Here is a 26,024-nt window from a genome sequence, read left to right as displayed (position 1 = left end):
TGATTGCAATTCGTCAGCTTCAGTGCGGCATGTCTTCGCGGCTGCAGGAAGCATGCTGCGCGATCATCCCGGCGGCTGTCAGCAAGTCCTGCCTGAATTGCGCCGTTGCTCTGTCTCGCACCGCCGGATCCGGCACCCGCAACAGGTACGAGGGATGCAATGTGATAAGCACTGGTAATCCATCCGGAAGCGTCTCGACCGTGCCGCGTCGGGCCAGAATGCGCGTGCCGTCGCCAGTTAGGCTTTGCGCCGCGGTTGCGCCCATGGCGAGGATCAGTCTGGGCCGCACCTGCGCTATCTCGGCATCAAGCCACCAGCGGCAATGCTTGATCTCGGACGTCTCGGGGCGCTGATGGATGCGTCGCTTGCCGCGCGGGGTGAATTTGAAATGCTTGACCGCGTTGGTGACATAGGCGGCCTTGCGGTTCAGCCCGACCTCGGCGGCGATACTGTCGAACATCTGTCCGGCGGGGCCGACAAAGGGCCGCCCGGTCAGATCTTCCATATCGCCGGGCTGCTCGCCAACCACCATCAGATCGGCCTTGGCAGGGCCTTCGCCTGGGACGGCCTGTGTGGCGTGACAATGCAACGGGCAGCGCGTGCAGGCGCGGATCGCTTTCGGGAGGTCTTCGGCCGGGCCGTCCCAGGCGGATGCGTGGGACGCCAGTTGCGCCTGCACCTGCGCCATGCGCGCGGGGGGCAGGGTGGGGGCGGCTTCGGCCATGGCGCGGGCGCGGGCAGGGGCGTCGGCGATCATCTGGGGGATGAAGGCGGCCTCGGGCATGTTTTTCCAGTATTTCTTAGGCATTTCCGATTGCATCGCCTTCACCATCAGCCGCGCGGGGTTAAAGATGTTCTGGAAATAGGTGATCCACAACGCCTCGCCCGCGTCTTCGGGTAGGTCTGGCTTGGTGTGGCCCTCTTGAAATGACAGTTTGCCCTGCTCGAAAATAGCCGACACATCGGGGGTGAGGATGCGCCAATCCATGTCGGAAAAACGGCGCACAAAGAAATCGGAGGTTGGCTCCACCGTGTGATGGCTGGGCTCGAACCATGCGGCGAAACTGCGGCGGGGCGCATCGGGCGCGCCGATCTCGCGAAAACGCACGAAGGCCTTCATCTTGTGCTGGCAGCGGCGCACGTTCTTTTCCATCTGGCGCAGATGCGCGAGGTCGCCATCGCCCCGGTCGGTCATCAGATGCGGCGCATCCTTCAGACGCCACAAAAAGGCATAGAGCCGGGAAAAACGCTCTGGGTCGCTGTGCCAGACGACGGTTTCGGCCATAGTGACAAAGCTGCGCGGCACCGAGACCGGTCCGCCTGCAGGCGGCAGGCTGGCATCGCCGAACAGATCGGGCGCGGCGGCGTGATCGCCCCAAATGATCTGCTCGGGCGGCACGCGCGCGGCCAGAAATCCGCGCGCCGCCTCGCGCCAGGCCTTGGCGGTGCCGACAGGGGGCAGGCTGACCCGGTGCATCAGAACAGCGTCAATTGTTCGGGCGGCGGGGCGAACCGCGCGCGCAGATCGGCACTGTCGGTCAGGCCGCCCGGTGTCCAGCCCCCTGCGGTGATAAAAGCCCGCGCCTTTTTCATCAGGGCACCCATGCGCATGAGATCCTCATAGCGCAGCGCGCGGTGGCGGCGCGTCGTCAGGATCCGGTTCACCGTCTTGACCCCGAACCCCGGCACCCGCAGCAGCATTTCGCGACTGGCGCGGTTCACATCCAGCGGAAACACTGCACGATGCGCCAGCGCCCAAGCCAGCTTGGGGTCGATCTCCAGATCAAGGTTGCCATCGCGGGTGACCGAGGTGATCTCGTCCAGTTGGAAATCATAAAACCGCAGCAGCCAATCGGCCTGATAGAGCCGGTGTTCGCGCTGCAGGGGCGGGCGGATCAGCGGCAGTTTGGCAGAGCTGTCAGGAATGGGCGAGAAAGCGGAATAATACACCCGCTTGAGCTTGTAACTTGAATAAAGCCGCGTCGATTGCCCCAGAACCGTGGCATCGTTGGATCCGTCCGCGCCGATGATCATCTGCGTGGATTGCCCCGCCGGCGCAAAGCGGGGCGGGCGTTTGCCAGTATGTGTCTTTTCCCCGGAGGCGTCCTTGGCTATGCAGACGTTGGCCATGGCGCGGCGAATCTGCTCGGGCTTTTTCTCGGGGGCGTATTGTTTTACGGCGGCATCCGTTGGCAATTCGACGTTGATCGACAGGCGATCAGCCAGCCGACCGGCCTCTTCGATCAATTCAGGGGACGCGTCGGGGATCGTCTTGAGGTGAATATAGCCGCGAAAGTTCTCCTCATGGCGCAGCTTGCGGGCGATCTGCACCATGTCCGACATCGTCGCGTCGGGCGAGCGGATCACGCCTGACGACAGGAACAGTCCTTCGATGTAATTGCGCCGATAAAATTCGATGGTCAGCCGCACCACCTCATCGACGCTGAATCGCGCGCGGGGCACGTTAGACGAGACCCGGTTGATGCAATAGCTGCAATCGTAGATGCAGAAATTGGTCATCAGGATCTTCAGCAGACTGATACAACGCCCGTCCGGGGCATAGGCGTGACAGATGCCGCTACCCTCGTTAGAGCCAAGCCCCTTGCCATCGCGCGAATGGCGCTTAGTCGAGCCCGAAGACGCGCAAGACGCGTCGTATTTCGCCGCATCGCTGAGAATCGCCAGTTTCTGATCGAGTGTCTGCTTCGCCATTTGTTCTGCATATGTTCTTTCTTTCGACCTGTCACCATAGAAGTCGCCGATCTGTTCGACTGTGCGTGATGTTGCCTGCACCGGGCAACCACACACAGCCGCTCATTGACAACAAATTGCGTCTCAGTGGGTTTTACCTTACTCTGATGCGCTTAGATTAGCGAAATTGCGTGTCGCCGCACGGTACAACCCAAGGAATGCTCCGATTCGGAAGACCGTCAACACGGACATGGTGTCCTCTATCATGAGTGTTCTGAATGCTCTCGATGACGAAGTCGCAATGCTGGACGCCGCCGGCTGCATCGTTGCCGCGAATGCCGCCTGGGAGAAATTTCGCGTGGAAAATGGCGGAGAACCGGGCAGTTGTCCGATCGGCAGAAATATTTGGCGGTTTGCGCACCTGCCGAGGGTTCCTCGAGTACCGCCGCGCGGATCGTCGCGGACGGGCTCAGCGCGTCGCTCAAGACCGTCACCACGTTTCGCTGTGAATATCCCTGTGACAGCCCGAACGAGAAACGCTGGCTCGAACTTACCGCTAACCGCTACCAGCAGGACGACAGAACATATCTGATCGTTCAGCTCCGCAACCGACACCCGCGCTGCGCCATCTGAAAGCTCCGCGCGGATGTCGTTTGCTCCACCTGCGTCAATCGGCGTATCAACCCAAAGGGCTCCGGTTCCGGTGGATGGATTTTCAGCGGCAGGCCACGATCTCGAACGCCAGATTGGCGCCTTCGTCGATTTCTACAATCACAACCGCCCACATTCCGCCCTTGGCGGCAAACCACCCGCTGTGATCTACTGGCAGCGAAATGAAACAACCAACCCCGATCAGCAGGTGCAAAGAGTAGCTTAATTTACGCCAGAACCCGTCCAATAATGGGGAGTAGCTCACCTGTGCTTGGACCGTATTTCCAGCAGGGCGTGATCCTACACATCAACCCTGCCGGGACATTTATCTCGGGCGGACCTGTCGCCGACGCGGGACTGACAGGACGAAAGATCATCGTCGACACCTATGGTGGCATGGCGCGTCACGGGGGCGGGGTCTTCTCTGGCAAAGATGCTACTAAGGTTGATCGCTCCGCCGCTTATGCTGTGCGCCAGTTGGCGCGCGATGTCGTCACACGTGGTTGGACCGAAGCTTGCGAGGTTCGCGCTGCCTATGCCATCGGACAAGCACATCCCGTGGCAGTGGATTTTGAAACCTTTGGCACCGGGTGCGGCGCTTCGCCGTTGGTCCGCTATAGTGAATTGGGCATTAACATCGGTGATGCATTGCGTCCTGCCTCTATCATCGAGCGGCTGCAATTACGCACCCCGATATTTCGGCAAACCGCAGTCTTAGGGCATTTTGGTCATCGAGGGTTGCCTTGGGAGGCTGCGCTAAAGTTCAACCCCGCATCAGTTACTTTGACTGAAACAGCTATTTCTTAAGGTGACGAACATGCCATTAACCGACGCACCGCTTTATTCCATTTATGCTGGTAACAACGATTTCAAACCCTTCACTGAAGTCGAAGAAAAACAGATATTAGCAATCGTAGGAGAGCAGTTTCCATCGTTCACAATACTTCCTGCCCGCGGAATCTTCGAAGGAAAGGAACTTCCCACGTTGCTTATTCAAATAGCGAGCCATGATCGGAAGGCCGTCGTCTCGATTTGCCGAAAACTGGGTCATGCCCTTAATCGACGTTGGATCGGCATGAGCGAGGGCGGCCTCTATACATCTGTGCCGATGAAATAAAAGATGTGTCATCAGGAGGTTTCACTATGAATGAGCAAGCAAAGGCATTGATTGAATTTGTCATCTCGGAAGACAGGGTCCACCCGAAGCGCTGGCATCAATTTTACAAGATCATATCCAAGCAATATCCCGACGTGCCCAAACCGCTTATTCTTGGAGGGTCAATTGCGTCGGACTTGGCGAAACGGACAGTGCTTTTGAAACAAATACACACAATTCAAGTAGATCAGAAACTCCTGCTCCGCGCAGACAGATTTCTGCGCGGAGAGCCAATATCTGCCTGGTATCGGGCGCCTGACCCGCTGTCGAACAAGGGGAGCTATGGCGACGAAGATGTGCCACCCCTCATTCATCTTTCGCTTTTACCTTGATGAATGGCTGCTTTGGCATGCTGATGTCTGACCTGGTCACTTGCAGCCAATTCACTCATTCCGTTCTACATATTGCTCAATGGCCCAAATTTGTCTCCTTTGTTGACCGGTAAATGGGTGCCTTTTTGAGGAAAGGCCTGCCGGTGTTCGGGAAGGTGTCTATACATTCGTTCCCGATCTCGGCATCTGCACGATTCAGGTTATGTCCTTGAATCTTCTGGGAGCCCTTCCAGTCGTGAAGCTTCCCGGACGTTGACACGGGATCTCAAAGTTAGCCAATCTCAAAGATAAGATCAGAGGAGGATCATCTTGAATGACATAAAATGCCCAATCTGCGGCTTGGCAATGGAAGCCGACTGCAATCATCTGGTGGCGGACATAGATATTACTTTTGACGAGATCTACGGCGGTGTGTAGGAAGGTTATCTAACCGATCTGGAAGAACCTCCTCAAATTTCAGAACTTTGTGCCCTGCTAATTTACTCAGGTGGAAAAGCAGTTTACAGCGAAGTTCAGGGGCCACCGGGTTTTACATCCGAAAATTGTGTAGTGTTTGCGGAGGACCCGGATATTTTGGTGCGTCAGTGCTTGGCTCTGAAGAATTTGGACCTGGGCAGAAAGAGGCAGTTAAAAATCCCAACGTAGAGATAGTAACGCCGAATAGGGCCTCAAGACAGCTCTATCAATTGCCTCAGGCTATATCGGCCCAAAAACCATACCAACGATTGTCAAAAACTGTGCATTCAAACGAGCACCGGGGGCGGCACTAAAGAGCGACAGGTCCAAGCCTCTATTTATCGTTACGCCTGAGAACGTTGATAAAAAATTTCTAAAATTAAAATTCGTCGTCAAAGTTTGGAGTGCCCAGAAATCCACTGGTATTTGGTATGAGCAGGTGTTGATCACGAGGCTGGTCGTCGGTGAAATGCACTGCATATGCTTCCTGCTCGTATTTGGGCTTTTGTAGATAGCCTGCAACCCCATGATCCCCACCAGGCGGCGGATCCGATGTCTGCCTGCGTGGGCCCATTTTTCGGGAGGTAGTCTACATCTACCCGCAGCACGTCGGTGGGGGCAGTGCGTCATAGTGACAGTATAGTCGTCGCGATTCACCACTACTGATTGCAGACGAAACCGACACGGCGGTGACCATTAAAACCGCTCAAATGTCTAGGTGCTGCGCAAGCCGTTGATTTCATTGGAGGCGAGTACCGGAATCGAACCGGTGTACACGGATTTGCAATCCGCTGCGTCACCACTCCGCCAACTCGCCATCCGTGGTGTTGGGCGTTCTGTAGCGCCAATTGCGGGGGGTTGTCCAGCCCGGAACGGGAGCGGGGTGCAAAACTATCTGGCCTGACCTGTCGAATAGGTGTGACACCTTTGCCAGAAGGTGCGTTGCGGGATTGCTGTGTCCGGTCATCTGTGGCAATAGAAACCCGACGTCTCAGAATAGATAGGCTAGACATGACCGATTTTGCCATGCGCCGCACGATGATGGTGGACACTCAGGTTCGCCCATCGGATGTGACGAAATTTCCGATTATTGATGCCATGCTTTCGGTGCCGCGCGAGGATTACGTGCCGGATGCCAAGCGCGAAGCGGCTTATATGGGCGAGAATATTGCACTTGACGGCGGTCGTGTCGTGTTAGAGCCACGCACTTTGGCGAAGATGCTGGAAGCGGTTGATATACAGCCAGACGAGATGGTGTTGGATCTGGGTTGCGGGCTCGGGTATAGCGCCGCAGTGATCGCGCTTTTGGCTGATTTCGTCGTTGCGGTGGAAGAGGACGAAAGGATGGCGAGCGAGGCGCAGGCTACCTTGTCTGACCATAACGCTGACAATGTCGCCGTCATCTCCGGCCCGCTGGTGGACGGAAACGCCAAGAACGGCCCCTATGACGTGATTTTGATCCAGGGTGCGGTCGAGGTTGTTCCTGCTACGATCACCGACCAATTGAAAGATGGCGGGCGCATCTGCTGTATCTTTGCCGAAGGTATGCTGGGCACCGTCAAGATTGGCTATAAGATTGACGGGACCATGCTCTGGCGCCACAGTTTCACGGCAGGCGCGCCCGTGATCGACGGGTTTCAAAAACCGCAGGAATTTGTTCTGTAAGTTCACGTAGAACCGATCAACAGGCCACCATATACGTGGCAAACACAAGGTATTAACATGGCCACAGGTTTTGGAAAGAAATGGGCTGGCGTCGTTTTGGCGGCAGGTTTGTGCGTCGCTTCGGCGCCGATGGCAGTGGCCGAATCGTTGTCTGATGCCTTGGTTGCCGCCTATAAGCACAGTGGATTATTGGAGCAAAATCAGGCGCTTCTGCGTGCAGCGGACGAAGACGTTGCGATCGCTCAGGCCGCGTTGCGCCCAACCCTGACCTATATGATCAGCCACGGCTGGTCCGACCCCAACACCAGCATCTCGGGCAACTCGACCTGGGCGACGACTGCGCAGTTGACCGCCGAGTTTCTGATTTTCAATTTCGGGCGCGGCAAAGCTGCGGTCGAAGCGCAGAAAGAGATTGTGTTGGCAACTCGCGATGGTCTGACCAGTGTCGAGCAACAAATCCTGTTGCGGGCGGTGACGGCTTATCTCGATGTCCGTTCGGCGATTGAAAATACACAGCTTCAAGCCAATTCGGTCCGTGTTCTGACGCAAGAATTGCGCGCAGCAAATGATCGCTTCGAGGTTGGCGAAGTGACCCAGACAGATGTTGCGCTGGCACAGGCGCGTCTGGCCGCGGCTCGTGCAAGCGAAGCGTCGGCCCGTGGCGATCTGGATATCGCGCGCGAAGAATACCGCGCGGCGACCGGCAATCTGCCGGGTAACCTGTCCGCGCCGCCGCGCCTGCCTATGACGGCAAAAACGTTGGAAGCGGCCAAGGCAATCGCCCGCCAACGCCATCCAGACATTCTTAGCGCGCAACATAACGTGGTTGCAGCCGATCTTGCCTCAGAAATCTCGATGGCGGCGATGAAACCAGCGCTAGTTGGCAACGCACAAACCAAATGGCAGGATGCCGGCGGCCAGGATTTCGTCTCGAATTCGGTTGGTGTGGCGGTGAGTGGCACGATTTATTCCGGCGGCAAGCTGTCTGCGGAATACCGCAAGACAGTCGCCAAGGCCGAAGCGGCCCGCGCGGGTCTTCATCAGGCCCGTCTGGCGGTTGATCAGGGGGTCGCCAATGCGTGGGCCCGGTTGGCGGTATCTGCTGCGTCGCTTGAGGCAACGGATCGTCAAATCCGCGCAAGCCGGGTCGCATTGCGTGGTGCCCGCGAAGAAGCATCCTTGGGTTCGCGCACGACGCTGGACGTTCTGAATGCGGAACAGGAGCTTTTGGACGCTGAAGCCGCCCGTATCACGGCGCTGTCGAACCAATATCTGGCGGCCTATTCGCTCTTGTCTTCGATGGGCTTGTTGACGGCCGAACACCTGAAGCTGGGTGTCGTCACCTATGACCCCGAAGCGTATTTCAACACTGTGAAGTCAGCGCCCGTCCACCGCGTCAGCCCACAGGGCAAGCGTCTGGACAGCCTGTTGGAAGCTTTGGGCAAAAAGTGAAACAGTTCGTTCAGTTGTGCGAGCGCCCTTCATTCGGTAATGTTCTTTTAATGGTGGCCGGATAGACCGGTCCAAGGAACAATAATGCAGGTGTTTTCGTATGTCTGACCCGGTTTCCAACACCGAGATCGAGGATGTTCTGTCCTCGATTCGCCGACTCATTTCCGAAAGCAAGGCCTCGGACCGGCGCGATAAGTCGGTAAAAGCGGAAAAGCTTGTTCTAACGCCCGCGTTTCGGGTGCATGACGACGGCACCCCTGCGGCATCGACTGGAAAGACGGCCACATCAGCCGAGACAGATGCTGTTAGAAAGGCCCCGACCGACACGACATCGCCTGATGAGCCGAACGCAACAGCGAAATCAGCGTCCAGGCAGCCGTCCAAGGATAAACCGTCTGTTCCGGTCTTTTCGCATCGCGGCTCTCGTTCTGCGTCCTCCAAGGGTGGGGTGCCGGATGCGGCCAATCCACGTTCGGGGGAAAAGACGCAAGGCGCCCCTGCCGCAGGTTTTGAAGATAAGGTGAGCCGACAGCCCGACGCCTGGGAACCTGAAGAAGGCGAAGAAACGACGCAATCTGATGTGCTGATGTTCCACGCCGCGCGGCTTCATGCGGGCGAAGACGAAGGGATCGTCGGAGCCAACAATGCGACCGGCTGGCCTGCCAATGGTGACGCGCCCGAAGCGCCGTTTGTCGCCGTTGACGACCCCGACGACGACAAGGATCTGCGCGCAGCTGCCGCGCGTCAGACGCAACGGACCGCGCTCGCGCCCTCTACACCCTCGTCCGAAGTCGAGATTGTGGGCGACGATACCGACATCATCGACGAGGAGGTTGTTCAGGCCATGGTGGCCCGCCTTGTGCGCGAAGAACTGCAAGGCGAGGTGGGCGAGAAAATCACGCAATCCATCCGCCGTTTCGTCCGCCGGGAAATCGAGCGCGCCCTGACCTTGAAACAGCTGGAATAATCACGCGGCCGTCATCTATTCGGGTCGAGCACGACCGATCAAAGGCAGATGGCGCCGATCTTGTGCGCCAAGGCGAGGTGCTTGTATCGCTCAAGCCGGATTGGCAACCTGCGGCGCTTGTGGGGTCTAACCAAAACATGTGACGTTAACGCACGAAAAAACGCGCCCACTAGGGGGCGCGACTTTTACAACAGGATCGGCGACAACTGGTTACGCGGCTTCGGCCTGCGCGGCGTTGCGGCGTTCGCTTTCTTCGCGGCTCAGCGCCACCGAGGTGCGGACACCTTTCGAAACAAATTCCATCAACCCGTTCACAACCCGTTCATTAGGATCGATCCCCGCGCAGCTTAGCACCTCGCGCCCATCGCGCGACCGCGCCCAACGGGCAATCTGATCGGGACCATTTCCGTATTTCTTGTCGTCAGAAATCGCATCATCCAACGCGGCCAAAACCACAGCGGCAAACAGCTTGCGCGCGCGGTTACCCTGTTCATTGTTGAAAGCACTACTGTCTACAGAATCCAGCATTTTCGCCCCTTGTTATTCTTGCACTTGCACTTGTCGGAACAGAGGACAATATGGCGGTTTTCGCGCGATTCGGTATCCCCTCAGCCACATGCCTGCTATGCGACTGGCGCATACCAAGGCTCCGATCGTGCGAATTTCGTCGCCTTGCCAGAACCCGACCGCCAAGATATAGGTGCAGTCTAACAAAGTTCAACCTTTTGCGAAGGTTTATGCATGCCCAAGATTAATGGTAACGAAATTCGCCCCGGTAATGTGCTGGAGCATAATGGCGGTCTGTGGGCTGCCGTCAAAGTCGATCACGTCAAGCCCGGCAAGGGCGGAGCGTTTGCGCAGGTCGAACTGCGCAACCTTCGCAACGGATCAAAGCTGAACGAACGCTTTCGCTCGGCGGACAAGGTCGAACGCGTGCGGCTTGAGCAGAAAGACCAGCAATTTCTCTATGAAGACGACGGAATGCTGATCTTCATGGACACTGAAACTTACGAGCAAATCCAACTGCCTGCCGAACTTCTGGGTGAACGCCGTCCGTTTTTGCAAGATGGCATGACCATCGTTGTCGAGTTTTATGAAAGCGAGGCGTTGAATGCTACCTTGCCGCAGAAAGTCACCTGCACGGTGGAAGAAACCGAGCCCGTCGTGAAGGGCCAGACCGCCGCCAACAGCTTCAAGCCCGCCCTTTTGGACAATGGTGTGCGCCTTTCCGTCCCGCCCTTCGTTGGGCAGGGCGAAGCGATTGTGGTCAACACCGAAACCATGGAATATGCTGAACGCGCCTAGCGCAGTCGACACAAGATGAACAGGGCAGGGCGGTTGCTCTGCCCTTTTTCTTTGGAACAACGCGTGACCACAATTCTGTTCAACAAACCCTTTAATGTCCTGTCACAGTTCACCGACAGCGGCAGCCAGGGGTCGCCACGAAAAACCCTGTCGGATTTCATCGATCTGCCGGGCGTGTATGCTGCCGGACGGCTTGATCGCGACAGCGAGGGGTTGTTGATATTGACCGATGACGGTCGCTTGCAGGCGCGGATTGCTAACCCACGACACAAATTGGCCAAGACCTATTGGGCGCAGGTCGAAGGCATCCCGGACGACCGCGCGCTTCAGGCGTTGCGTGACGGAGTGGTGTTGAAAGATGGCCTGACGAGGCCCGCGAAGGTTCAGCGGATGGACGAACCCATCGGGCTCTGGCCCCGCAACCCACCGGTGCGATTTCGCAAATCCGTGCCGGATTGCTGGATCGCATTGACCATCCGCGAAGGGAAAAACCGGCAGGTGCGCCGGATGACTGCCGCCGTGGGGCATCCGACATTGCGCCTGATCCGCTTCGCCGTAGGCGATTGGACGTTAGAGGGGCTGGCACCTGGACAATGGAGTTATGCCTGATGCGCCGCCCGTCCTGACCAAGAAACGTTCGCGTCCCCCGCTTGCATATCCTCGCCCGCGCGATCAAAGCGCAAATGGGCGATGGCACGGTCGCCGGATTGGGTGAACAAGGTGCCAACGGGCTTGTTGTCTGATGTGATCGGCGTGCCGACGGGCACCGCACCGTCGACCTGAACGACGTCCAGCCCTTTTTTCAGGGTGGCCTTATGCTTCATGCGGGCTGTGACCTCTTGTCCGACATAGCAGCCTTTGCGGAAATCGACGCCGTTCAGCGCCTCGAACCCGGCTTCAAGAATATAGGTGTCAGGTGTCAGTTCCACGCCGGTTTCGGGGATGCAGTGAGCGACGCGGATAGCGTCCCAATCAATGCTGTCCTGCCCCGCGCGACCGTCATAAGCCCGCCATCCCAGCGCGTCATGGCGCGGGTCGGCAAAGGCGCCGTCGGGCGTGTCTCCGACGCCGCGGGTGGCGGTAATCTCGGTCGGTTCGATTTGCACGTCGGCGCGTAGTTTATACATCGTCAGGCGTTGGCTGAGCGATGCGGCCAACGGCGTGGCGACATCCAGCAGGATGGCATCGTCCTCGGGCACCAGAAAAAAATCCGCCAGGTATTTGCCCTGCGGCGTCAGGATTGCGGCATAGACAATCCCTTCTGCGAGCTTCCCAACGTCACTGGTCACAAGTCCCTGAAGGAATTCGGTGCGGTCGCTGCCTGTGATGCGCAATACGGTGCGCGGGGTGTCTGTGGTCATGCTGTGCCTCCTGTCGCCACCTCTATATAAGATCGCGCACAAGAAGCGAAAGGGTCAGCGGCGCCCACGCCCCCACAGCCCGCCCAACAAGCCGCGCACGGACCAGCGCGCGGCCTGGGCCGGAGCGTCATGGGGCTGATCGCGCAAGCGGCGCTTGCGTTTGGCGGGGGCAGGGGCGGGTGTGCCACCATCCTGAAATTGCAGCTTGTAAAGCTGGGCATAGATGCCGCCACGGGCCAGCAATTCCTCGTGCGTGCCCTGATCGACCACTTGGCCCTGATCCATAACAACGATCTTGTCAGCCTCGCGCACCGTGGCCAGCCGATGGGCGATGACAAGCGTGGTGCGGTCTTTTGACAATTCGTCCAAAGCCTTCTGCACCAGCTTTTCGGACTTCGCATCCAGTGCCGATGTCGCCTCGTCCAGCAGCAGAACTGGCGCGTCGCGCAGAACCGCGCGTGCAATCGCGATACGCTGGCGCTGCCCGCCCGACAGGTTCGACCCGCGCGGCCCGGCTGAGGTATCCAGCCCCTTTTCCATTCGAGGCAGAAAATCGGACACATGCGCCACATCCAGCGCGTGTTTCAGTTGCTTTTCATTAACATCCGTGCGGCCCATCAGGATGTTGTCGCGCAGGGTTTCGTCGAACAAAAGCGCTTCTTGGCTGACGACAGAGAACAACCCGCGTAGTTGATCCAGTGGCAGCGTGGTGACATCCGTTTCGCCGATCGTAACTTTACCTGTCTTCGCATCCGCCAATCGGGTCAACAGGTTGAATATCGTACTTTTGCCCGCACCCGATGCCCCGACCAAAGCGGTGGTTTGTCCAGCCTCGGCCGTAAAACTTGCGTCGCGCAGAACGGGTGTGTCGCCATAGGCGAAGGTAACATCTTTCAACGCAACGCCCGCTTTTCGCGTGGGCGACGGCAACGCGGCGGGTTTGGGGGGCGACAGGATCGTGGGGCGTTCATCAAACACCCCCCTGATCCGCGCAAGGCTGGCTAGGGCTGCCTGCCAAGCACCGGACACTTTGCCAAGATTGCGCAGCGGATCAAAGACCAGCGCCATTGCCGTGAAAAAGCTCATGAATTCGCCGATGGTCTTCGCACCCGAGTTGATCTGCATCCCGCCATAGACCAACACCCCGAAAAACCCGACCGCGGCGATGATATCGACCATCGCAACGATGCCGCCCTGATTGGCCTGGCTTTGCAGGTGGGTGCGGGCGAAGGCGTCAATCTCGCGGTCCACGCGACCTTGTTCGTGGCGTTCGGTTCCTGAAAGCTTGATCGAGTTGATCCCGTGAAAAATCTCGTCCAACCGGGTTGAGATCTGGGCCGCAGACGAGCGACTGTCGGTGGTTGTGCGACGCACCCGCTTTTGTAAGATGCTCATCGGTATGGTCAAGATAGGCGCGGCAGCCACTGCAACCACGACCCACAGCCAATCAATCGACAACGCCACCCCTAACAGAGCCAGAAGCGAGACAACATCGCGCGCAACGGCGGCCAGAACGACTTCCCATATGGTGGCGATGGCTTGGGCGTCTCCGCGCACCCGCTCGATCAACGTGCCGGGGGAATTGTCGCGAAAAAAATTACTGTCCAAGGTCAGCATATGTGCAACCATGTCCGATTGCAGCTTAGCCGCCACCCTCTGGCCGACATAGACCATCAGAACACGATGCCCAAAAGCTGCAATGGCGCGGGTGACGAAGATCGCCGCCACGATTAACGCAACGATGACAATGGACGACGTGCTACCCGACGAAAACGCCACATCGAACATCGGCTTGATCATGTAGCTGAGGCCCCCCAGCGCCAGCCCTTCCAGCAGCATCAAGAAGACCGCCGCGATCAACGGCCATCGATAGGCGCGCATATAATTGCGCCACATCCAGCGGATCATGTCTGGGTGCGGTTTCTCGCTCATCCTCTGCTCCGCTTGGCTAGGAACGAGGCGGTCACGGCCTCGGGGTCGTAATGATTTGCCAGCCAGTCGCGCACCGAAATTGAATCGGTTTCGCAATAAGCGGCATAGCTGTCCAGAAGATGATCCAGAATGCCCGCCTTTGACCAGCGTTGATGGGCGTATTTCAACGACAGTTGCGCCCGCGCCGCGTCGATGCTGGCGCCTTTCTGATCCAAAAGGTACAAAGCCGCCGCAATCCCCGTCCGATCCGCGCCGGATTTACAGTGGATCAGCATGGGCTTTTCAACCTTCTCCATCAGGTCGAGCAAGTCCAGATAATCCTGAGGGTTGCCCAACACGCGGGCGAAAAGTTCATGATCATACAGCGCCATACCGTAATCCGAACAGGCCTCTTTTTCGAACAGGTAATATGAAAACCGGTCCGGCCCGCGCAGGTTGATCACGCTCTTGATACCGATCCCGGCCAGCGCGGAGAAATGCACGGGATCGGGTTGGTTCGACCGCCATGCATCCTCGGACAGCTTGTATCGGTTGGGCAGGACGCGACGCAGGAATGCATGGTCCACGATATTGTTATGCCGACGCGCAGCCCGGCGCCCCTGGGGCGTGGAAATATCGGTGCCGAACGAGCTTTTCCAACTGCGTTCCCATTGTTTGATCCGGGCATAGAGTTTGGAAAACATCCTGTCTCCGCATGACGGGCCCGATCTCTATGCGGGCGATTGCATGGCGGTGTAGCCTGTCAGGCAGGCCCAGACAAGCGCGCCACATCGACGGATACGATCAGCCAGACTGCGAGTGGCTGGCCAGTGCCTTGGCAAGCGCAACAGGCAAGGCGGACGCGAAGGCATCCAACTCCTCACGCGGCCCCGCCGATACGCGAATACACCGGTTTTGCGGCTCTGCGAACGGCATACGCACAAAAATATCCTGATCGATCAGCGCGTCGACGACAGCACGGGCGAACCCACCATCCCGCCCGCAATCGACGGCCACAAAATTGGTCGCGGATGGCAGCGTGCTCAGCCCATTGTGCCGTGCGATCTGGTCAATACGCTCCCGGGCCGCCCGAACATTCGCAACCGTTTGCGTCAAATAATCCTGATCCGCCAATGCGGCCAACGCGCCGGCTTGGCTGATCCGGCACATGCCGAAATGATTGCGGATCTTGTGAAACGCGGTGATCAACGCGCTGGCCCCGATCGCATAGCCAACTCGCGCGCCAGCCATACCGTAAGCCTTGGAAAATGTACGCATACGAATGACGCGGGGGTCGTCGGTATCAAACGGCGGCGCGGTCCCTTCGGGCGCGAAGTCGATATAAGCTTCGTCCAGAACCAACAAACAACCATCTGGCACGGCCCCGATCATACGCTGGACCGTATCGGCATCATGCCATGTGCCCATCGGGTTGTCCGGGTTTGCGATATAGACCAGCTTCGCACCTACCTCGGTTGCCTTGTCAATCAACGCCACCGGGTCCTCGTGATCGCCTTGGTATGGCACGGCCTCAATCCGCCCGCCAAACCCCGTCACATGATAATTGAATGTCGGATATGCCCCCTGCGAGGTTACAACCACATCCCCAGGCCCCACCAACAGGCGCACAAGATAGCCCAACAACCCGTCGATTCCCTCGCCAACCATGATGTTATCAGCAGAGATCCGATGATGGTCCGCTAGGGCCGCGCGCAGGTCGAAACTCTCGGGGTCGCCATACATCCACACGCCACACGCTGCTGCCACCATCGCCTGGATCGCACGGGGCGATGGGCCAAACCCGTTCTCATTGGCGCCCAGACGCGCGACAAACGCGCGACCACGCGCACGCTCCTGCGTCTCTGGCCCAACAAAGGGAACCGTCGATGGCAGGCTGTCGGCAAGCGGAGTCAGGCGGGCATGTTGGTTGATCATGACGTTCTTAGAGCAGGGCATGTATCAATCGGCAAGCGCCTAAATCAGCTCGCGCGACCTTTACCCAAATCTTCCTCTGGCCCGAAATATCCTGGGGTGAATGCGCGCAGCGCAGAGGGGCAAAGCCCCTCAGGCTCACGAAGTGAGCCATCGATTCCTGCGTTTACCCTCAGATTTCGCGAAGTCGCGCCAGCGCCGCATTCAACGTCGCCTCTTCTTCTTCGCGTGCAGCCAAATTGGCCTGCGCTTCTTCCACCACCTCCGGCGGTGCGTTCACGGCGAATTTGGGATTCTTCAACCGACCACGAAGCCCACCGATCTCTTTCCCGAGCTTGCCGAGTGTCTTCTCAAGCCGCGCGATTTCCTCGTCCACGTCGATGATATCGGCCAAGGGCAGAGCAAAGATGCCACCGGCGACGGGGATCGTGATGCAGCCCTTGGGCAACTCAGACATCTCGGTCATGCTGTCGATGCGTGCCATGCGTTTGATCATCACTTCGTTATTCGCCCAAGCCGTGCGACCGGCGTCATCCAGTTCTTGCTGGATCAACGGCACCTTCAGACCGGCGGGCACATGCATCTGCGCGCGCGCGGATCGGATGTTTTCGATCAGCGAAATCACCCAGTTCATTTCCCGTGCAGCCGCTTCGTCCACCAATTCGTCGCCATATGTCGGCCAGTCGGCATGGATCAGCATTGTGTCGCGAGTTGCGATCTGGCCCCACAGTTCTTCGGTGATGAAGGGCATAACTGGGTGCAGCATGATCAGGCATTGGTCGATTACCCACGCCATTGTGGCGCGGGTCTCAGCCAACACAGCCTCGTCATCCGCGTTCAGCAGAGGTTTCGAGAACTCGACATACCAGTCGCAAACCTTGCCCCAGACGAACGCATAAAGGCGGTTGGCGGCGTCGTTGAAACGGAAGGCCGCCAGCGCCTCGTCGACCTCAACCCGAATCTTGGCGGTTTCCGAGATGATCCAGCGATTAACGGTCTGGGTCGGGCTGGTCGGGTCGAAATTGGCGACGGGTTTGCAGTCGTTCATTTCGGCAAAGCGCGCGGCGTTCCACAGCTTGGTGCCGAAATTGCGATACCCCGCGATCCGGTCGCGCGACAGTTTCAGAACGCCACCGATGGATGCCATCGAGGTGTTGGTAAACCGAAGTGCATCCGCGCCGTATTCGTCAATGATCTCAAGCGGGTCGATCACGTTGCCGGTGGTCTTGGACATCTTCTTGCCCTTCTCGTCGCGGACAAGACCGTGCAGATAGACCGTGTGGAAGGGGTTTTTGCCCGTCACCGCCTGGCTCATCATCATCATCCGGGCGACCCAGAAGAACAGAATGTCCTGACCGGTGATCAGCACGTCACCGGGGAAGAAGCGGTTGAGTTCATCGGTGTCCTGAGGCCAGCCCAGCGTGCCGAAGGGCCAGAGGCCGGAGGAGAACCATGTATCCAGCACGTCGGGGTCGCGCCACACGGGATAGACCAGCTTGGTCGGGTCCTGCGTGGTCTCATAGGTGGCAAGGCTTTCGGCCAGCGCATGAATTGCGGCGCTTCGATCCGCCACTTCAACCACGCGGGCGTGGTTCAGCGGCATGGGCAGAGTGACGAGCACCTCATCAAATTTCGACGTGACCGCTTGGAAATCATGGGCGCAGTGGCGGTGTTCATGGCCGGGCAGCATGTCCTGTTGCAGGAGTAGGCGACCCATTTCAACGATATCAAGCGCGTTGTTGCCTTCGTCGTCCTTGAAGCCTTCACCCGAAAGATCCAGCCCATACCAGACAGGCACCTGATGCCCCCACCAGAGCTGACGTGAGATGCACCACGGCTCAATATTTTCCAGCCAATGGAAAAACACTTTCTCGCCGCTTTCCGGCATGATCTTTACGTCGCCGCCCCGCACCGCGTCCAGTGCAGGGCCGGCGATTTTCTCGGCGTCCACGAACCATTGGTCGGTCAGCATCGGCTCGATGACAACTTTCGAGCGGTCGCCGAAGGGCTGCATAATCGGTTTTGATTCGACATACGGCACGGTGCCCGTGACCTCTTCACCGTCAACTTCGACGGTTTGGGTGATCATCACAGCCAGCCCCTCGGCAGTGATCTGGTCAACCACCAGCTTGCGCGCCTCGAACCGGTCCAGCCCACGGAACTCATCCGGGACAAGGTTCATCGCGGCGATCTTCGCCTCGTCAAAGCCTTCTTCGCCATTGGCAATACGCTGGGCGGTTTCGGCTTCCTGCGCATAGGGCAGGCCATCCGCGCGCATATAGCCCCGCGTATCCATTAGCGAATACATCGGGATGCCACCGCGCTTGGCGACCTGATAGTCGTTGAAGTCATGCGCGCCGGTGATTTTCACGGCACCCGAGCCAAAATTCATGTCCGGATATTCATCGGTGATGATCGGGATCAGACGGCGATGCTCTTTCGGACCCACCGGGATTTCGCAGAGCTTGCCCACGATGGGCGCATAGCGCGCGTCATCGGGGTGAACCGCGACAGCACCATCGCCCAGCATGGTTTCGGGCCGGGTCGTGGCGATCGAGATATAGTCGCGCTCTTCCTTAAGCACGACATTCCCGTCTTCGTCCTTTTCGACGTAAGTATAGGTCGCACCATCGGCCAGCGGGTATTTGAAGTGCCACATATGGCCGGGGGTCTCGATATTCTCGACCTCAAGGTCCGAAATCGCGGTCTCAAAATGCGGGTCCCAATTGACCAGACGTTTGCCGCGATAGATCAGACCCTTGTCATACATATCGACAAAGACTTTCAGAACGGCGTCATGGAAGTCGGCCGAGTTTTCGTGCCCCGTGCGCGGATCACCGGGCGCGCCAGCCATGGTGAAGGCGTTGCGCGACCAGTCGCAGGTAGAGCCCAGTCGTTTCAACTGGTTGATGATGGTCGAGCCGGAATTGCCCTTCCATTCCCAGACCTTCTCAAGAAATGCCTCGCGGCCAAGCTCGCGACGACCGGGTTGTTGCGTTTCGGCAAGCATCTTTTCGACCTGCAACTGGGTGGCGATGCCCGCGTGGTCCTGGCCGGGTTGCCACAGCGTGTCAAAGCCTCGCATCCGGTGCCAGCGGATCAGAATATCCTGCAACGTGTTGTTGAACGCGTGGCCCACATGCAGCGCGCCCGTGACGTTGGGCGGGGGGATCATTATGGCGAAGCTGTCTGCCCCCGGCTTGGCATTGGCGCCGGCTTTGAAAGCGCCTGCGTCTTCCCAGCTTTGATAGATGCGTGCCTCGGCGGATGCCGCGTCGAATGTCTTGTCCATGGCCATGGTTCTGTCCCAAGTCGTGCGAGTTCAAGACCGTTTACCCAACACGAACGCAAAGGGAAAGCCCGTGCAGAAATGACAACGCCCGGACCTTGGCCCGGGCGTCGCAGGATACCGGTTGGAAAGGCCTAGAAATCCATCTGGAACCCGATAGCTGCCATCAGGGATGGCTTGTCGGAATAGGGCGTCTGTTGGATGCCCAGCCCCACGTCATAGCTGCGCCCGGCTGACAGGGTGTGGACATACCGCGCCTCGGCAAACAGCCGTTCGTCGTGTTCAAGCGAGGGGCCAGCGATTGCAAAATCGGTCATGCCTGGAATGGCGCTGGAACCTGACACCGGGTCAGTCGACCGCGACAGATCCCATTCGACCCCGGCGCTGAGTTTGACAACACCGGCGTCCGATACCGGCAGGCGCACATTGGTGCCCAGCGTGGCGACAGTTGCGGTGATGTCATGGTCGTCATAGGTGACGGGAAAGGCGACCGAGTTATCCTCGGTATACCCGTCGCGCTGCACCACGGTTCGCGCGACCCGCACGAAGGGCGCAACTACGATATCGCCCCGTCGCATCCCGTATCCCAGCTCGACCGAGGCGGCGCGTGCGCCCAAGTCCGTCGTCCCCATCCCGCGTTCTGTGTTGGGCAGAACGGTGGAGCGGGAGATGTCCACCTCGGCGGAAGATTGCGCCGCTGCGACTTTCCAGCTTAGCCCGTCGCCATAGCGTTTGCCCTTTTGCACATAAGCGCCATAGCTTAGGAAATTGCCATTTATGCCATAGCCGTCGAGCGTGTCGGTATCGGTGCCAAGGCCCAGATGACCGCCGACGGACATATCATGGCCCAGCCCAACCGCTGCCATAACCGCAGCGACCGAGCCATTATTGGCGTCCGGATTGTTGGCAGCGCCGGCAACGACGCGCATCGAAAAGGGCGGCCGCGTTGGCGCCTTCCCGCGTGTCTGCGTCTGACTGCGCGACAGCTCGATTGAGTTGTCCAGTGCAAAGTGGACAAGTTGGCCCAGTTGCGCCGCGCCCGCCGCTTGTTGGGCTGCGTTATCTGCCACTTGCGTCAGGGTATTGATGTGATCCAACATGGTACCGCCGGGCTGAACCGCATCGCGCCAGATGAAGCCGCGAATATTTCCGTCGTCGTTGGACGCATTGCCCACGACCACCATTCCATCCGCAGTGATGCCATTGGCAATCGATGTGCCGCTGTTGTCGCTGGTCAGATCTCCCAGATCGGTCGCGGTGCCTGTGCTGTCCCACCGTAACGCGCGATAGCCCGGTGTGGTGCTGTAAAGTGCGCCTCCGGCGACATAGGCTCCGTCCGCACTGGCCGCATTGGCCAACGAAAAGGTCACATTCGCATCGTCCGTTGAATTCAGTTGCACCATGCCGGTACCCGCGCTCCATCGAAAGGCGCGCTGACCGGTGGTGGCGGGGGCGTCGGATTGGCCGACCACAACCAGTCCATCGCCGCTGACACCATTGGCGCGGCTGTTGCCCGCAACGCTGCCGAGCGTACCAAGGTCGCTGACCGCGCCACCGACCACAGCACGGTAAGCGTGGGTCGCCGTGCCGGTCGCGCCGCGCCCGACGACGATTGTGCCATCATCATTGATATCGCTGCCGTTCATGTCGCCACCGGGGATCAAACTGGACAGCGTTGTGACGATATTCGTTGTGCGGTTCCAGACGAAGGCCCTGTTATAGGCTGCGGGCGCGCCCGGACCGGTCGGCGCAGGTGATACCCCGTCGCCGAAAAGTGTTCCAACGATGGCTGTGCCATCACCACTGACATCATTGGCTTGGCTGGCGCTGGCTGGCGCGGTCGGAATTGTGACCTGGCCTGTCGATTGGGTCCAGTAGGTTGCGGTCCTTAGCCCGGAAATCGTGTTGAAACCGGCAATAACCGCCCCGTCCGCTGACGCCCCTTGCGCAGAGCTTGGATTGCCTGTGTCCAGCGGTGCAAGATTGGTAAGGGTCCCACCGGCATATGAAAACGCGATGCGCCCAAAGGAAGAATCGGTCGCTGCCCCCACAACCACGGACCCATCACCGGATACGCCAAGTGCGTCGGATTGGGTGAATGGCGCACCGTCATCGAATGTTGGAATGTCCTCTGTCGTGGGCGATGCGGTTTGCGCAAAGCCTGCGTTCAGCGCGCAACCCAGCGCTGCGGCGCTGACCATGGGCAGCGTTTTTCTGGTCAGAATACGTGCAACGCCGCCAAGCGGCTGATTGTTGGAAACAGGTTTCATAAATACCCTCGCAAAAGCAAATCACGCAACGTGTAGCGAGCAATCTATGCCTTGCTCAGCCGTAAAAACGTCGCATCTTATATTTTATACATAACTTATGGCAAAAACGCTTAAACTTTAACCGTATGGTTACCAGATAGCTTTCATAAAACCAGTGGGCGTAATCAAAAAACAACGTTCGCGATGTGGTTTGACATTCCGGTGGTTAGATCACGTGATGACAACCGGCAGGATTTGGCCCGCGAAATGCTCGATCCGTCCCAGTTGGCGCGTTGCGTTGATTATTTGGGACAGATCTTCTTGCGCGTCCAGCAAGTTGCTAGGGAATTCCCAGCCGGTCGGCGTCTGGCCTCAGTTTTTGCGCCACGCGATCCGACGCGGCTGCTGTCGGCTATCGCCCGCAAGCCGCCTGCGACTCCCGACCGACACCCCGGCACCAAATGCGCGTTTGCGGTAAGGGCGGCGAGGCCGTCATAGGGCGTGATGTAAATACCCCGTGCCAGGATCATGTTGCGGTCGCCATCTCTACCGGACGTGGTGCCGAAATCAGGCGCATCGGGCCCCAGCATCCGGTCGCAAAGTGCCTTGGCACAGATGGGGTTGGGATGTCCGCCGCCGAAATACGCGCTGGGAATGGTGTTGATTGCGCTGGGGGGGGCGCCCAGACGACGCTCGAGAATCTCTGTTGTATAGGGGCTGGTGACTGCGTGAATTGCGTCAAAGCGCAGGTTACCCCCCCGGCGTTCCTCTGCTGAAACGCGTCGAAATCGAACAAGTCTTCCATCAGACCGGCATAGTCGGTGAGAGGTCAACCACCTCGATCAACATTTCACCCATTTTCGTTTCGTCCAGCGTGGCCAGCGCAGGCGCGAGGCGCCGGGTTTTTTTGCCCCTAAATCACGGCTGAAAGGATGGTTTTGAGGGTCATTTTAGACTCGTCGGTTGGGAATGTCTGAAGATGGTGGCGTTCTAGCTCAGCCGGTTGATCCGCGTCGAAAGATGGATCAGACTTTCCGAGCTTCGCACCCCGTCAATTTCTCCAATCGCATCAAGTGTCTGGTCCAGTTCAGCTGTTGATGTGGCCGCAAGCTGCAACACCATGTCGAAACGGCCCGACGCGGTATGCGCGGTTTCGACCGGTGTCAGCGTTTTCAAACGCGCAAGCACCGCCGGGGTCGACCGCGGCTCGATCGAGATCAGGACCGTGGCACGAATGCGGTCCCCGCGGGCGGCATCGCCCAAACGCAGGGCATATCCAGCGATGATGCCTTTCTCTTCCAATCGCTCGATCCGGGCCTGAACGGTCGACCGGGCAAGCCCCAACCGGCGAGCCAGTGTCGCCACCGGCATCCGCGCGTTTCCTTTAAGCTGCGCCAGAAGTTCGCGGTCTTTATCGTCCATTCTGTCGGTTCCCTCGCTGTTTCGGCGGAATTTACACGACATATTGCCCGAATTGCCACTAGAAATCGACGGCCTCAGTTCGGAACCTGAACAGATGACCGCGAACAGACACTTTTTTGCAAAGCGAGAGCATATGAGCAGGCAACCCTCAATCTGGCAGACAGCCTTGGCGCATCTGAAAATCGAAACACCGACGCAGCCGGTGCTTTATTTTTCGCCTGCCACCCTTCAGGCGACGGCGCGACAGTTCATTGACGGGTTCGATGGTCTTGTCACCTATGCGGTGAAAGCCAATGATTCGCGCACCGTGCTTGAGAATCTGGTGGCGGCGGGGATCACCGCGTTCGACGTGGCCAGCCCGGCGGAAATGCACGCGTTGCGGGCCGTATCGCCGGACGTCGCAATGCACTATAACAACCCCGTCCGGTCGCGTGACGAGATCGCCCAAGCCGTCGCGCTTGGCGTTCAGTCTTATTCCATCGACGCGCCGCATGAATTTGACAAGTTGCGCGCGCAGGTCGCCCCTGAAGGTGTCGAGGTGGCCGTGCGGCTGCGCTTGCCCGTGGCAGGGGCTGCTTATGACTTCGGTGCGAAGTTCGGCGCGGATGCCGATCAGGCGGTTGTGCTTCTGCGTATGGTGAAAGAGGCGGGCTTTACCCCGTCGATGACGTTCCACCCCGGCACGCAATGCGCCGCGCCGTCGGCGTGGTCGACCTACATCACCACCTGCGCCGAGGTTGCGAAAGCGGCCAACGTAAGATTGGCGCGGCTGAATGTGGGCGGCGGGTTTGCCGCAAACCGCGGCGTTGCACCGGACCTGACGGCAATTTTTGACGCAATTCACGATTCTGCCGAAGCGGCGTTTGGCGAAAACGCTCCGGCGTTGGTGTGTGAGCCGGGCCGCGCAATGGTGGCCGAATCCTTCACACTGGCAACGCGGGTAAAATCTATACGCGAAGACGGCGCCGTTTTTCTGAACGACGGAATCTACGGCGCGCTGTCGGAGGCGCCCTCGATTGGCGTGCCCGATCGCATGACGACCGTGACATCGGATGGTGCGTCGCACGACGGGGGAATGTCGCGCCGCATGGTGTTCGGGCCAACATGCGATTCGATTGATCAACTGCCCGACCCGCTGCTTCTGCCGTCCGATTTGGCCGAGGATGATTATGTCCTGTTCGCAGGCATGGGCGCCTATAGCCTAGCGACCGTGACGCGGTTCAACGGCTATGGCCTGATCGAGACCGTGACCGTGCAGCACGCCGATCTGTGATCTGGTCGTTTACGCTACGTCCTGCAGTTTCACACGTGGTGTGACGCCAAGTGCGCGGGCCACGTCGCGGGTCAGGGACGGTTTGTTCAGCGTATAGAAATGCAAGTCCTGAACACCCCCGTCGATCAGATCTGAGCACAGTTCGCTGCACAGCGCGGTGGCCAGCAGTTCCTCGCGCCCGTCGCGGGTTGCCTTGGTAAACGCGTCGTCCAGCCAGTTTGGAATATCCGCGCCACAGCGTTCGGCAAACTTGCGCACGCCCTTCCAGTTTTCGATCGGCAGAATGCCGGGGATGATCGGTACGTCGATCCCGGCTTTCTCGCATTTGTCACGGAAGCGGAAGAACGTGTCATCCTCAAAAAAGAACTGCGTGATGGCCGAGTCGGCACCCGCATCAACCTTGCGTTTCAGGAACGCCACGTTGGCATCCAGATCGGCGCTTTCGGGGTGCGGGTCGGGGTAGGCCCCCACGCGAATGTGGAAATCACCGGTGTCGGCCAATGCCTCGATCAACTCGATGGATGAGGCGAAACCGTCGGGGTGTGGCGCGAAACGGTCAGTGCCCTTGGGGGGATCGCCGCGCAGGGCGACAATCTCGGTCACGCCTGCCTTTGCGTAATCTTTGGCGATCGCGAGGGTTTCGCCCCGTGACGCGTCAACGCAGGTCAGATGTGCGGCGACGTTCAGGCCATAATGCTTGTGGATGGTCTGCACTGCATCATGCGTCAACTCGCGCGTCGTGCCGCCAGCGCCATATGTGACCGAGACAAAGCTGGGCTCCAGCGGTGCCAACTCTCGCACCGTTTCCCAAAGGCGGAAGGACGCATCAAGCGATTGGGGCGGGAAAAATTCAAACGAGATATTGGGCGTGGTCATGGTGGCCTCGGCAGTCAGATGTATGGGTTGGCCCCTTGTGCCGAAAATCGGTTTGTGAGACAAATTCATAATTCTCACAATAAACATGAGCTTTGTGCATGTATCTGGAATTTCGCCACCTGCGCACCATTCGGGCGATCCATCAGGCGGGCAGCCTTGCCCGCGCCGCCGACATTTTGCATATCACCCAATCGGCGCTAAGCCATCAGATAAAGGGGCTTGAAGATCAGGTCGGGATGGAGCTTTTCCACCGCCGCACCAAGCCCATGCGTCTTAGTCCGGCGGGGATGAAGCTTCTGAGACTGGCCGAGCAGATCTTGCCCGAAGTGTCGAGATTAGAAGAGGAATTTCGGGCGTTGAAGTCGGGTCGGTCGGGCCGATTGCACATCGCCATCGAATGTCACGCCTGTTTCGACTGGCTGTTTCCGGTGCTGGATCAACTGCGCCAAGCTTGGCCCGAGGTCGATCTGGACATTCGCCAGCGCCTGTCGTTCGATGCGCTTGAGGCACTGCGGCGTGAAGAAGTGGACTTCGTTATTTCCTCTGATCCGATCGCGATGCCGGGCATCACGTTCGCCCCGCTTTTTGATTATGAACCACGGTTTGTCGCGGCTGCCAATCATCCTTTGGCCCAGCATGACTATGTTGAAGCCGAGGATTTCGAAGATGAAATGCTGCTGACATATCCCGTCGAGCGGTCGAAAACGGATGTGTTCAGCGCGCTTCTGACGCCGAACCGCGTCGAACCGCGTGCTGTCCGGCAGGTCGAAATGACCGAGGTCATCTTGATGCTGGTGGCCGCCGGGCGCGGCGTTGCGGTGATGCCGGACTGGGTCTTGCGCAGTGTAAAAGACAACCCCGACTACATCACCCGACCGCTGACCGAGAAGGGGTTGGCCAAACGGATGTATGCGGCCACCCGGGACGAGGATGCGATGGTGCCTTACGTGGCGCATATGATCCGATTGTGCCGGTCGGAACCGGTCAAGCTGCAACGCGCATGACGGTCCTAAACGGGCTTGGCAAACAAGGCGCT

Annotated in this window: 23 protein-coding genes and 1 tRNA gene; 12 read left to right on the top strand and 12 right to left on the bottom strand. The window is 58.7% G+C overall.

All coding sequences use genetic code 11. The features are described 5' to 3' along the window. Nucleotides 1-19 precede the first annotated feature (19 nt). A complete protein-coding gene (locus MN186_RS11145; protein ID WP_242114448.1) occupies nt 20-1,477 on the bottom strand; it encodes a UdgX family uracil-DNA binding protein in 1,458 nt (485 codons plus the stop codon). Beyond that, nucleotides 1,477-2,712: a putative DNA modification/repair radical SAM protein gene (locus tag MN186_RS11140; protein WP_242114447.1), complete on the bottom strand. Its 1,236-nt coding sequence runs from the start codon at nt 2,710-2,712 to the stop codon at nt 1,477-1,479. The genes MN186_RS11145 and MN186_RS11140 overlap by 1 nt, the downstream gene beginning before the upstream one ends. A gap of 363 nt (nt 2,713-3,075) precedes the next feature. On the opposite strand from MN186_RS11140, the gene MN186_RS11135 reads away from it, so the two are divergent. The 5 genes from MN186_RS11135 (at nt 3,076) to MN186_RS11115 (ending at nt 4,830) form a co-directional block, all read left to right on the top strand. Next, nucleotides 3,076-3,324, top strand: coding sequence for a hypothetical protein (locus MN186_RS11135; protein WP_242114446.1), 249 nt, complete (start codon nt 3,076-3,078; stop codon nt 3,322-3,324). Nucleotides 3,325-3,337: 13 nt separating this feature from the next. Continuing rightward, nucleotides 3,338-3,568, top strand: a complete 231-nt coding sequence (locus MN186_RS16635) for an integrase core domain-containing protein (protein ID WP_353890318.1) — start codon at nt 3,338-3,340, stop codon at nt 3,566-3,568. Between the two features lie 68 nt (nt 3,569-3,636). Further along, nucleotides 3,637-4,149, top strand: a complete 513-nt coding sequence (locus MN186_RS11125) for a methionine adenosyltransferase domain-containing protein (protein WP_420838927.1) — start codon at nt 3,637-3,639, stop codon at nt 4,147-4,149. A gap of 10 nt (nt 4,150-4,159) precedes the next feature. Beyond that, complete coding sequence (locus tag MN186_RS11120) at nt 4,160-4,459, top strand: hypothetical protein (protein WP_242114444.1); 300 nt, start codon at nt 4,160-4,162, stop codon at nt 4,457-4,459. A gap of 26 nt (nt 4,460-4,485) precedes the next feature. Further along, nucleotides 4,486-4,830, top strand: a complete 345-nt coding sequence (locus tag MN186_RS11115) for a hypothetical protein (protein ID WP_242114443.1) — start codon at nt 4,486-4,488, stop codon at nt 4,828-4,830. Nucleotides 4,831-6,029: 1,199 nt separating this feature from the next. Here MN186_RS11115 and MN186_RS11110 read toward each other — a convergent pair. Then, nucleotides 6,030-6,103: transfer RNA gene (locus MN186_RS11110), tRNA-Cys, on the bottom strand. Nucleotides 6,104-6,297: 194 nt separating this feature from the next. On the opposite strand from MN186_RS11110, the gene MN186_RS11105 reads away from it, so the two are divergent. From MN186_RS11105 to MN186_RS11095, 3 genes are all read left to right on the top strand, one after another. Continuing rightward, nucleotides 6,298-6,951, top strand: a complete 654-nt coding sequence (locus MN186_RS11105) for a protein-L-isoaspartate O-methyltransferase family protein (protein ID WP_242114442.1) — start codon at nt 6,298-6,300, stop codon at nt 6,949-6,951. A 57-nt stretch (nt 6,952-7,008) separates the two neighbouring features. After that, nucleotides 7,009-8,403 (top strand): TolC family outer membrane protein, encoded by a 1,395-nt coding sequence (locus MN186_RS11100; protein ID WP_242114441.1) that lies wholly within the window; start codon nt 7,009-7,011, stop codon nt 8,401-8,403. A gap of 100 nt (nt 8,404-8,503) precedes the next feature. Beyond that, nucleotides 8,504-9,370, top strand: a complete 867-nt coding sequence (locus tag MN186_RS11095; protein ID WP_242114440.1) for a hypothetical protein — start codon at nt 8,504-8,506, stop codon at nt 9,368-9,370. A gap of 210 nt (nt 9,371-9,580) precedes the next feature. On the opposite strand, the gene MN186_RS11090 is transcribed toward MN186_RS11095, so the two are convergent. Continuing rightward, nucleotides 9,581-9,898 (bottom strand): DUF6280 family protein, encoded by a 318-nt coding sequence (locus tag MN186_RS11090; RefSeq protein ID WP_242114439.1) that lies wholly within the window; start codon nt 9,896-9,898, stop codon nt 9,581-9,583. A 213-nt stretch (nt 9,899-10,111) separates the two neighbouring features. Here MN186_RS11090 and efp point away from each other — a divergent pair, with 213 nt between their 5' ends. Both efp and MN186_RS11080 read left to right on the top strand, forming a co-directional pair. Next, the gene (gene efp / locus MN186_RS11085) at nt 10,112-10,675 is read left to right on the top strand and encodes an elongation factor P (RefSeq protein WP_242114438.1); all 564 of its coding nucleotides are present in this window, start codon (nt 10,112-10,114) and stop codon (nt 10,673-10,675) included. Nucleotides 10,676-10,738: 63 nt separating this feature from the next. Beyond that, complete coding sequence (locus tag MN186_RS11080; protein ID WP_242114437.1) at nt 10,739-11,284, top strand: pseudouridine synthase; 546 nt, start codon at nt 10,739-10,741, stop codon at nt 11,282-11,284. Here MN186_RS11080 and ygfZ read toward each other — a convergent pair. The 7 genes from ygfZ to MN186_RS11040 form a co-directional block, all read right to left on the bottom strand. After that, the gene (gene ygfZ, locus MN186_RS11075; protein ID WP_242114436.1) at nt 11,275-12,036 is read right to left on the bottom strand and encodes a CAF17-like 4Fe-4S cluster assembly/insertion protein YgfZ; all 762 of its coding nucleotides are present in this window, start codon (nt 12,034-12,036) and stop codon (nt 11,275-11,277) included. The genes MN186_RS11080 and ygfZ overlap by 10 nt on opposite strands. Before the next feature lie 54 nt (nt 12,037-12,090). Next, a complete protein-coding gene (locus tag MN186_RS11070; protein ID WP_242114435.1) occupies nt 12,091-13,968 on the bottom strand; it encodes an ABC transporter ATP-binding protein in 1,878 nt (625 codons plus the stop codon). Then, nucleotides 13,965-14,651, bottom strand: a complete 687-nt coding sequence (locus MN186_RS11065; RefSeq protein ID WP_242114434.1) for a tyrosine-protein phosphatase — start codon at nt 14,649-14,651, stop codon at nt 13,965-13,967. The genes MN186_RS11070 and MN186_RS11065 overlap by 4 nt, the downstream gene beginning before the upstream one ends. Before the next feature lie 100 nt (nt 14,652-14,751). Then, the gene (locus MN186_RS11060) at nt 14,752-15,882 is read right to left on the bottom strand and encodes a pyridoxal phosphate-dependent aminotransferase (protein ID WP_242114433.1); all 1,131 of its coding nucleotides are present in this window, start codon (nt 15,880-15,882) and stop codon (nt 14,752-14,754) included. A 169-nt stretch (nt 15,883-16,051) separates the two neighbouring features. Next, nucleotides 16,052-19,177 (bottom strand): valine--tRNA ligase, encoded by a 3,126-nt coding sequence (locus tag MN186_RS11055; protein ID WP_242114432.1) that lies wholly within the window; start codon nt 19,175-19,177, stop codon nt 16,052-16,054. 125 nt (nt 19,178-19,302) lie between these two features. Then, nucleotides 19,303-21,438, bottom strand: coding sequence for a hypothetical protein (locus MN186_RS11050; protein WP_242114431.1), 2,136 nt, complete (start codon nt 21,436-21,438; stop codon nt 19,303-19,305). Nucleotides 21,439-22,407: 969 nt separating this feature from the next. Further along, nucleotides 22,408-22,839, bottom strand: a complete 432-nt coding sequence (locus MN186_RS11040) for an Lrp/AsnC family transcriptional regulator (RefSeq protein ID WP_242114429.1) — start codon at nt 22,837-22,839, stop codon at nt 22,408-22,410. 133 nt (nt 22,840-22,972) lie between these two features. Between MN186_RS11040 and MN186_RS11035 the strand changes: the two genes are divergently transcribed. Next, nucleotides 22,973-24,112, top strand: coding sequence for a type III PLP-dependent enzyme (locus tag MN186_RS11035; RefSeq protein WP_242114428.1), 1,140 nt, complete (start codon nt 22,973-22,975; stop codon nt 24,110-24,112). Nucleotides 24,113-24,121: 9 nt separating this feature from the next. On the opposite strand, the gene metF is transcribed toward MN186_RS11035, so the two are convergent. Continuing rightward, entirely contained in the window at nt 24,122-24,988 is an 867-nt protein-coding gene (gene metF, locus MN186_RS11030; protein WP_242114503.1) for a methylenetetrahydrofolate reductase [NAD(P)H], read from the bottom strand. A gap of 98 nt (nt 24,989-25,086) precedes the next feature. Between metF and MN186_RS11025 the strand changes: the two genes are divergently transcribed. Then, complete coding sequence (locus tag MN186_RS11025; protein WP_242114427.1) at nt 25,087-25,992, top strand: LysR family transcriptional regulator; 906 nt, start codon at nt 25,087-25,089, stop codon at nt 25,990-25,992. Nucleotides 25,993-26,024 lie beyond the last annotated feature (32 nt).

Source organism: Aliiroseovarius sediminis (genome assembly GCF_022678485.1).
GTDB classification, from domain to species: domain Bacteria; phylum Pseudomonadota; class Alphaproteobacteria; order Rhodobacterales; family Rhodobacteraceae; genus Aliiroseovarius; species Aliiroseovarius sediminis.
The sequence above is the reverse complement of the archived record's forward strand: the minus strand, read 5'-3'. Positions and strand labels throughout refer to the sequence as shown.

What these genes read in the sequence shown, in the direction of transcription:
- MN186_RS11140 (WP_242114447.1), bottom strand. Translation starts at nt 2,712, where the DNA reads ATGGCGAAGCAGACACTCGATCAGAAACTGGCGATTCTCAGCGATGCG.
- MN186_RS11105 (WP_242114442.1), top strand. Translation starts at nt 6,298, where the DNA reads ATGACCGATTTTGCCATGCGCCGCACGATGATGGTGGACACTCAGGTT.
- MN186_RS11090 (WP_242114439.1), bottom strand. Translation starts at nt 9,898, where the DNA reads ATGCTGGATTCTGTAGACAGTAGTGCTTTCAACAATGAACAGGGTAAC.
- MN186_RS16635 (WP_353890318.1), top strand. Translation starts at nt 3,338, where the DNA reads ATGTCGTTTGCTCCACCTGCGTCAATCGGCGTATCAACCCAAAGGGCT.
- MN186_RS11025 (WP_242114427.1), top strand. Translation starts at nt 25,087, where the DNA reads ATGTATCTGGAATTTCGCCACCTGCGCACCATTCGGGCGATCCATCAG.
- ygfZ (WP_242114436.1), bottom strand. Translation starts at nt 12,036, where the DNA reads ATGACCACAGACACCCCGCGCACCGTATTGCGCATCACAGGCAGCGAC.
- MN186_RS11050 (WP_242114431.1), bottom strand. Translation starts at nt 21,438, where the DNA reads ATGAAACCTGTTTCCAACAATCAGCCGCTTGGCGGCGTTGCACGTATT.
- MN186_RS11100 (WP_242114441.1), top strand. Translation starts at nt 7,009, where the DNA reads ATGGCCACAGGTTTTGGAAAGAAATGGGCTGGCGTCGTTTTGGCGGCA.
- MN186_RS11060 (WP_242114433.1), bottom strand. Translation starts at nt 15,882, where the DNA reads ATGATCAACCAACATGCCCGCCTGACTCCGCTTGCCGACAGCCTGCCA.
- MN186_RS11065 (WP_242114434.1), bottom strand. Translation starts at nt 14,651, where the DNA reads ATGTTTTCCAAACTCTATGCCCGGATCAAACAATGGGAACGCAGTTGG.
- MN186_RS11145 (WP_242114448.1), bottom strand. Translation starts at nt 1,477, where the DNA reads ATGCACCGGGTCAGCCTGCCCCCTGTCGGCACCGCCAAGGCCTGGCGC.
- MN186_RS11095 (WP_242114440.1), top strand. Translation starts at nt 8,504, where the DNA reads ATGTCTGACCCGGTTTCCAACACCGAGATCGAGGATGTTCTGTCCTCG.
- efp (WP_242114438.1), top strand. Translation starts at nt 10,112, where the DNA reads ATGCCCAAGATTAATGGTAACGAAATTCGCCCCGGTAATGTGCTGGAG.
- MN186_RS11055 (WP_242114432.1), bottom strand. Translation starts at nt 19,177, where the DNA reads ATGGCCATGGACAAGACATTCGACGCGGCATCCGCCGAGGCACGCATC.
- MN186_RS11035 (WP_242114428.1), top strand. Translation starts at nt 22,973, where the DNA reads ATGAGCAGGCAACCCTCAATCTGGCAGACAGCCTTGGCGCATCTGAAA.
- MN186_RS11120 (WP_242114444.1), top strand. Translation starts at nt 4,160, where the DNA reads ATGCCATTAACCGACGCACCGCTTTATTCCATTTATGCTGGTAACAAC.
- MN186_RS11040 (WP_242114429.1), bottom strand. Translation starts at nt 22,839, where the DNA reads ATGGACGATAAAGACCGCGAACTTCTGGCGCAGCTTAAAGGAAACGCG.
- MN186_RS11070 (WP_242114435.1), bottom strand. Translation starts at nt 13,968, where the DNA reads ATGAGCGAGAAACCGCACCCAGACATGATCCGCTGGATGTGGCGCAAT.
- metF (WP_242114503.1), bottom strand. Translation starts at nt 24,988, where the DNA reads ATGACCACGCCCAATATCTCGTTTGAATTTTTCCCGCCCCAATCGCTT.
- MN186_RS11115 (WP_242114443.1), top strand. Translation starts at nt 4,486, where the DNA reads ATGAATGAGCAAGCAAAGGCATTGATTGAATTTGTCATCTCGGAAGAC.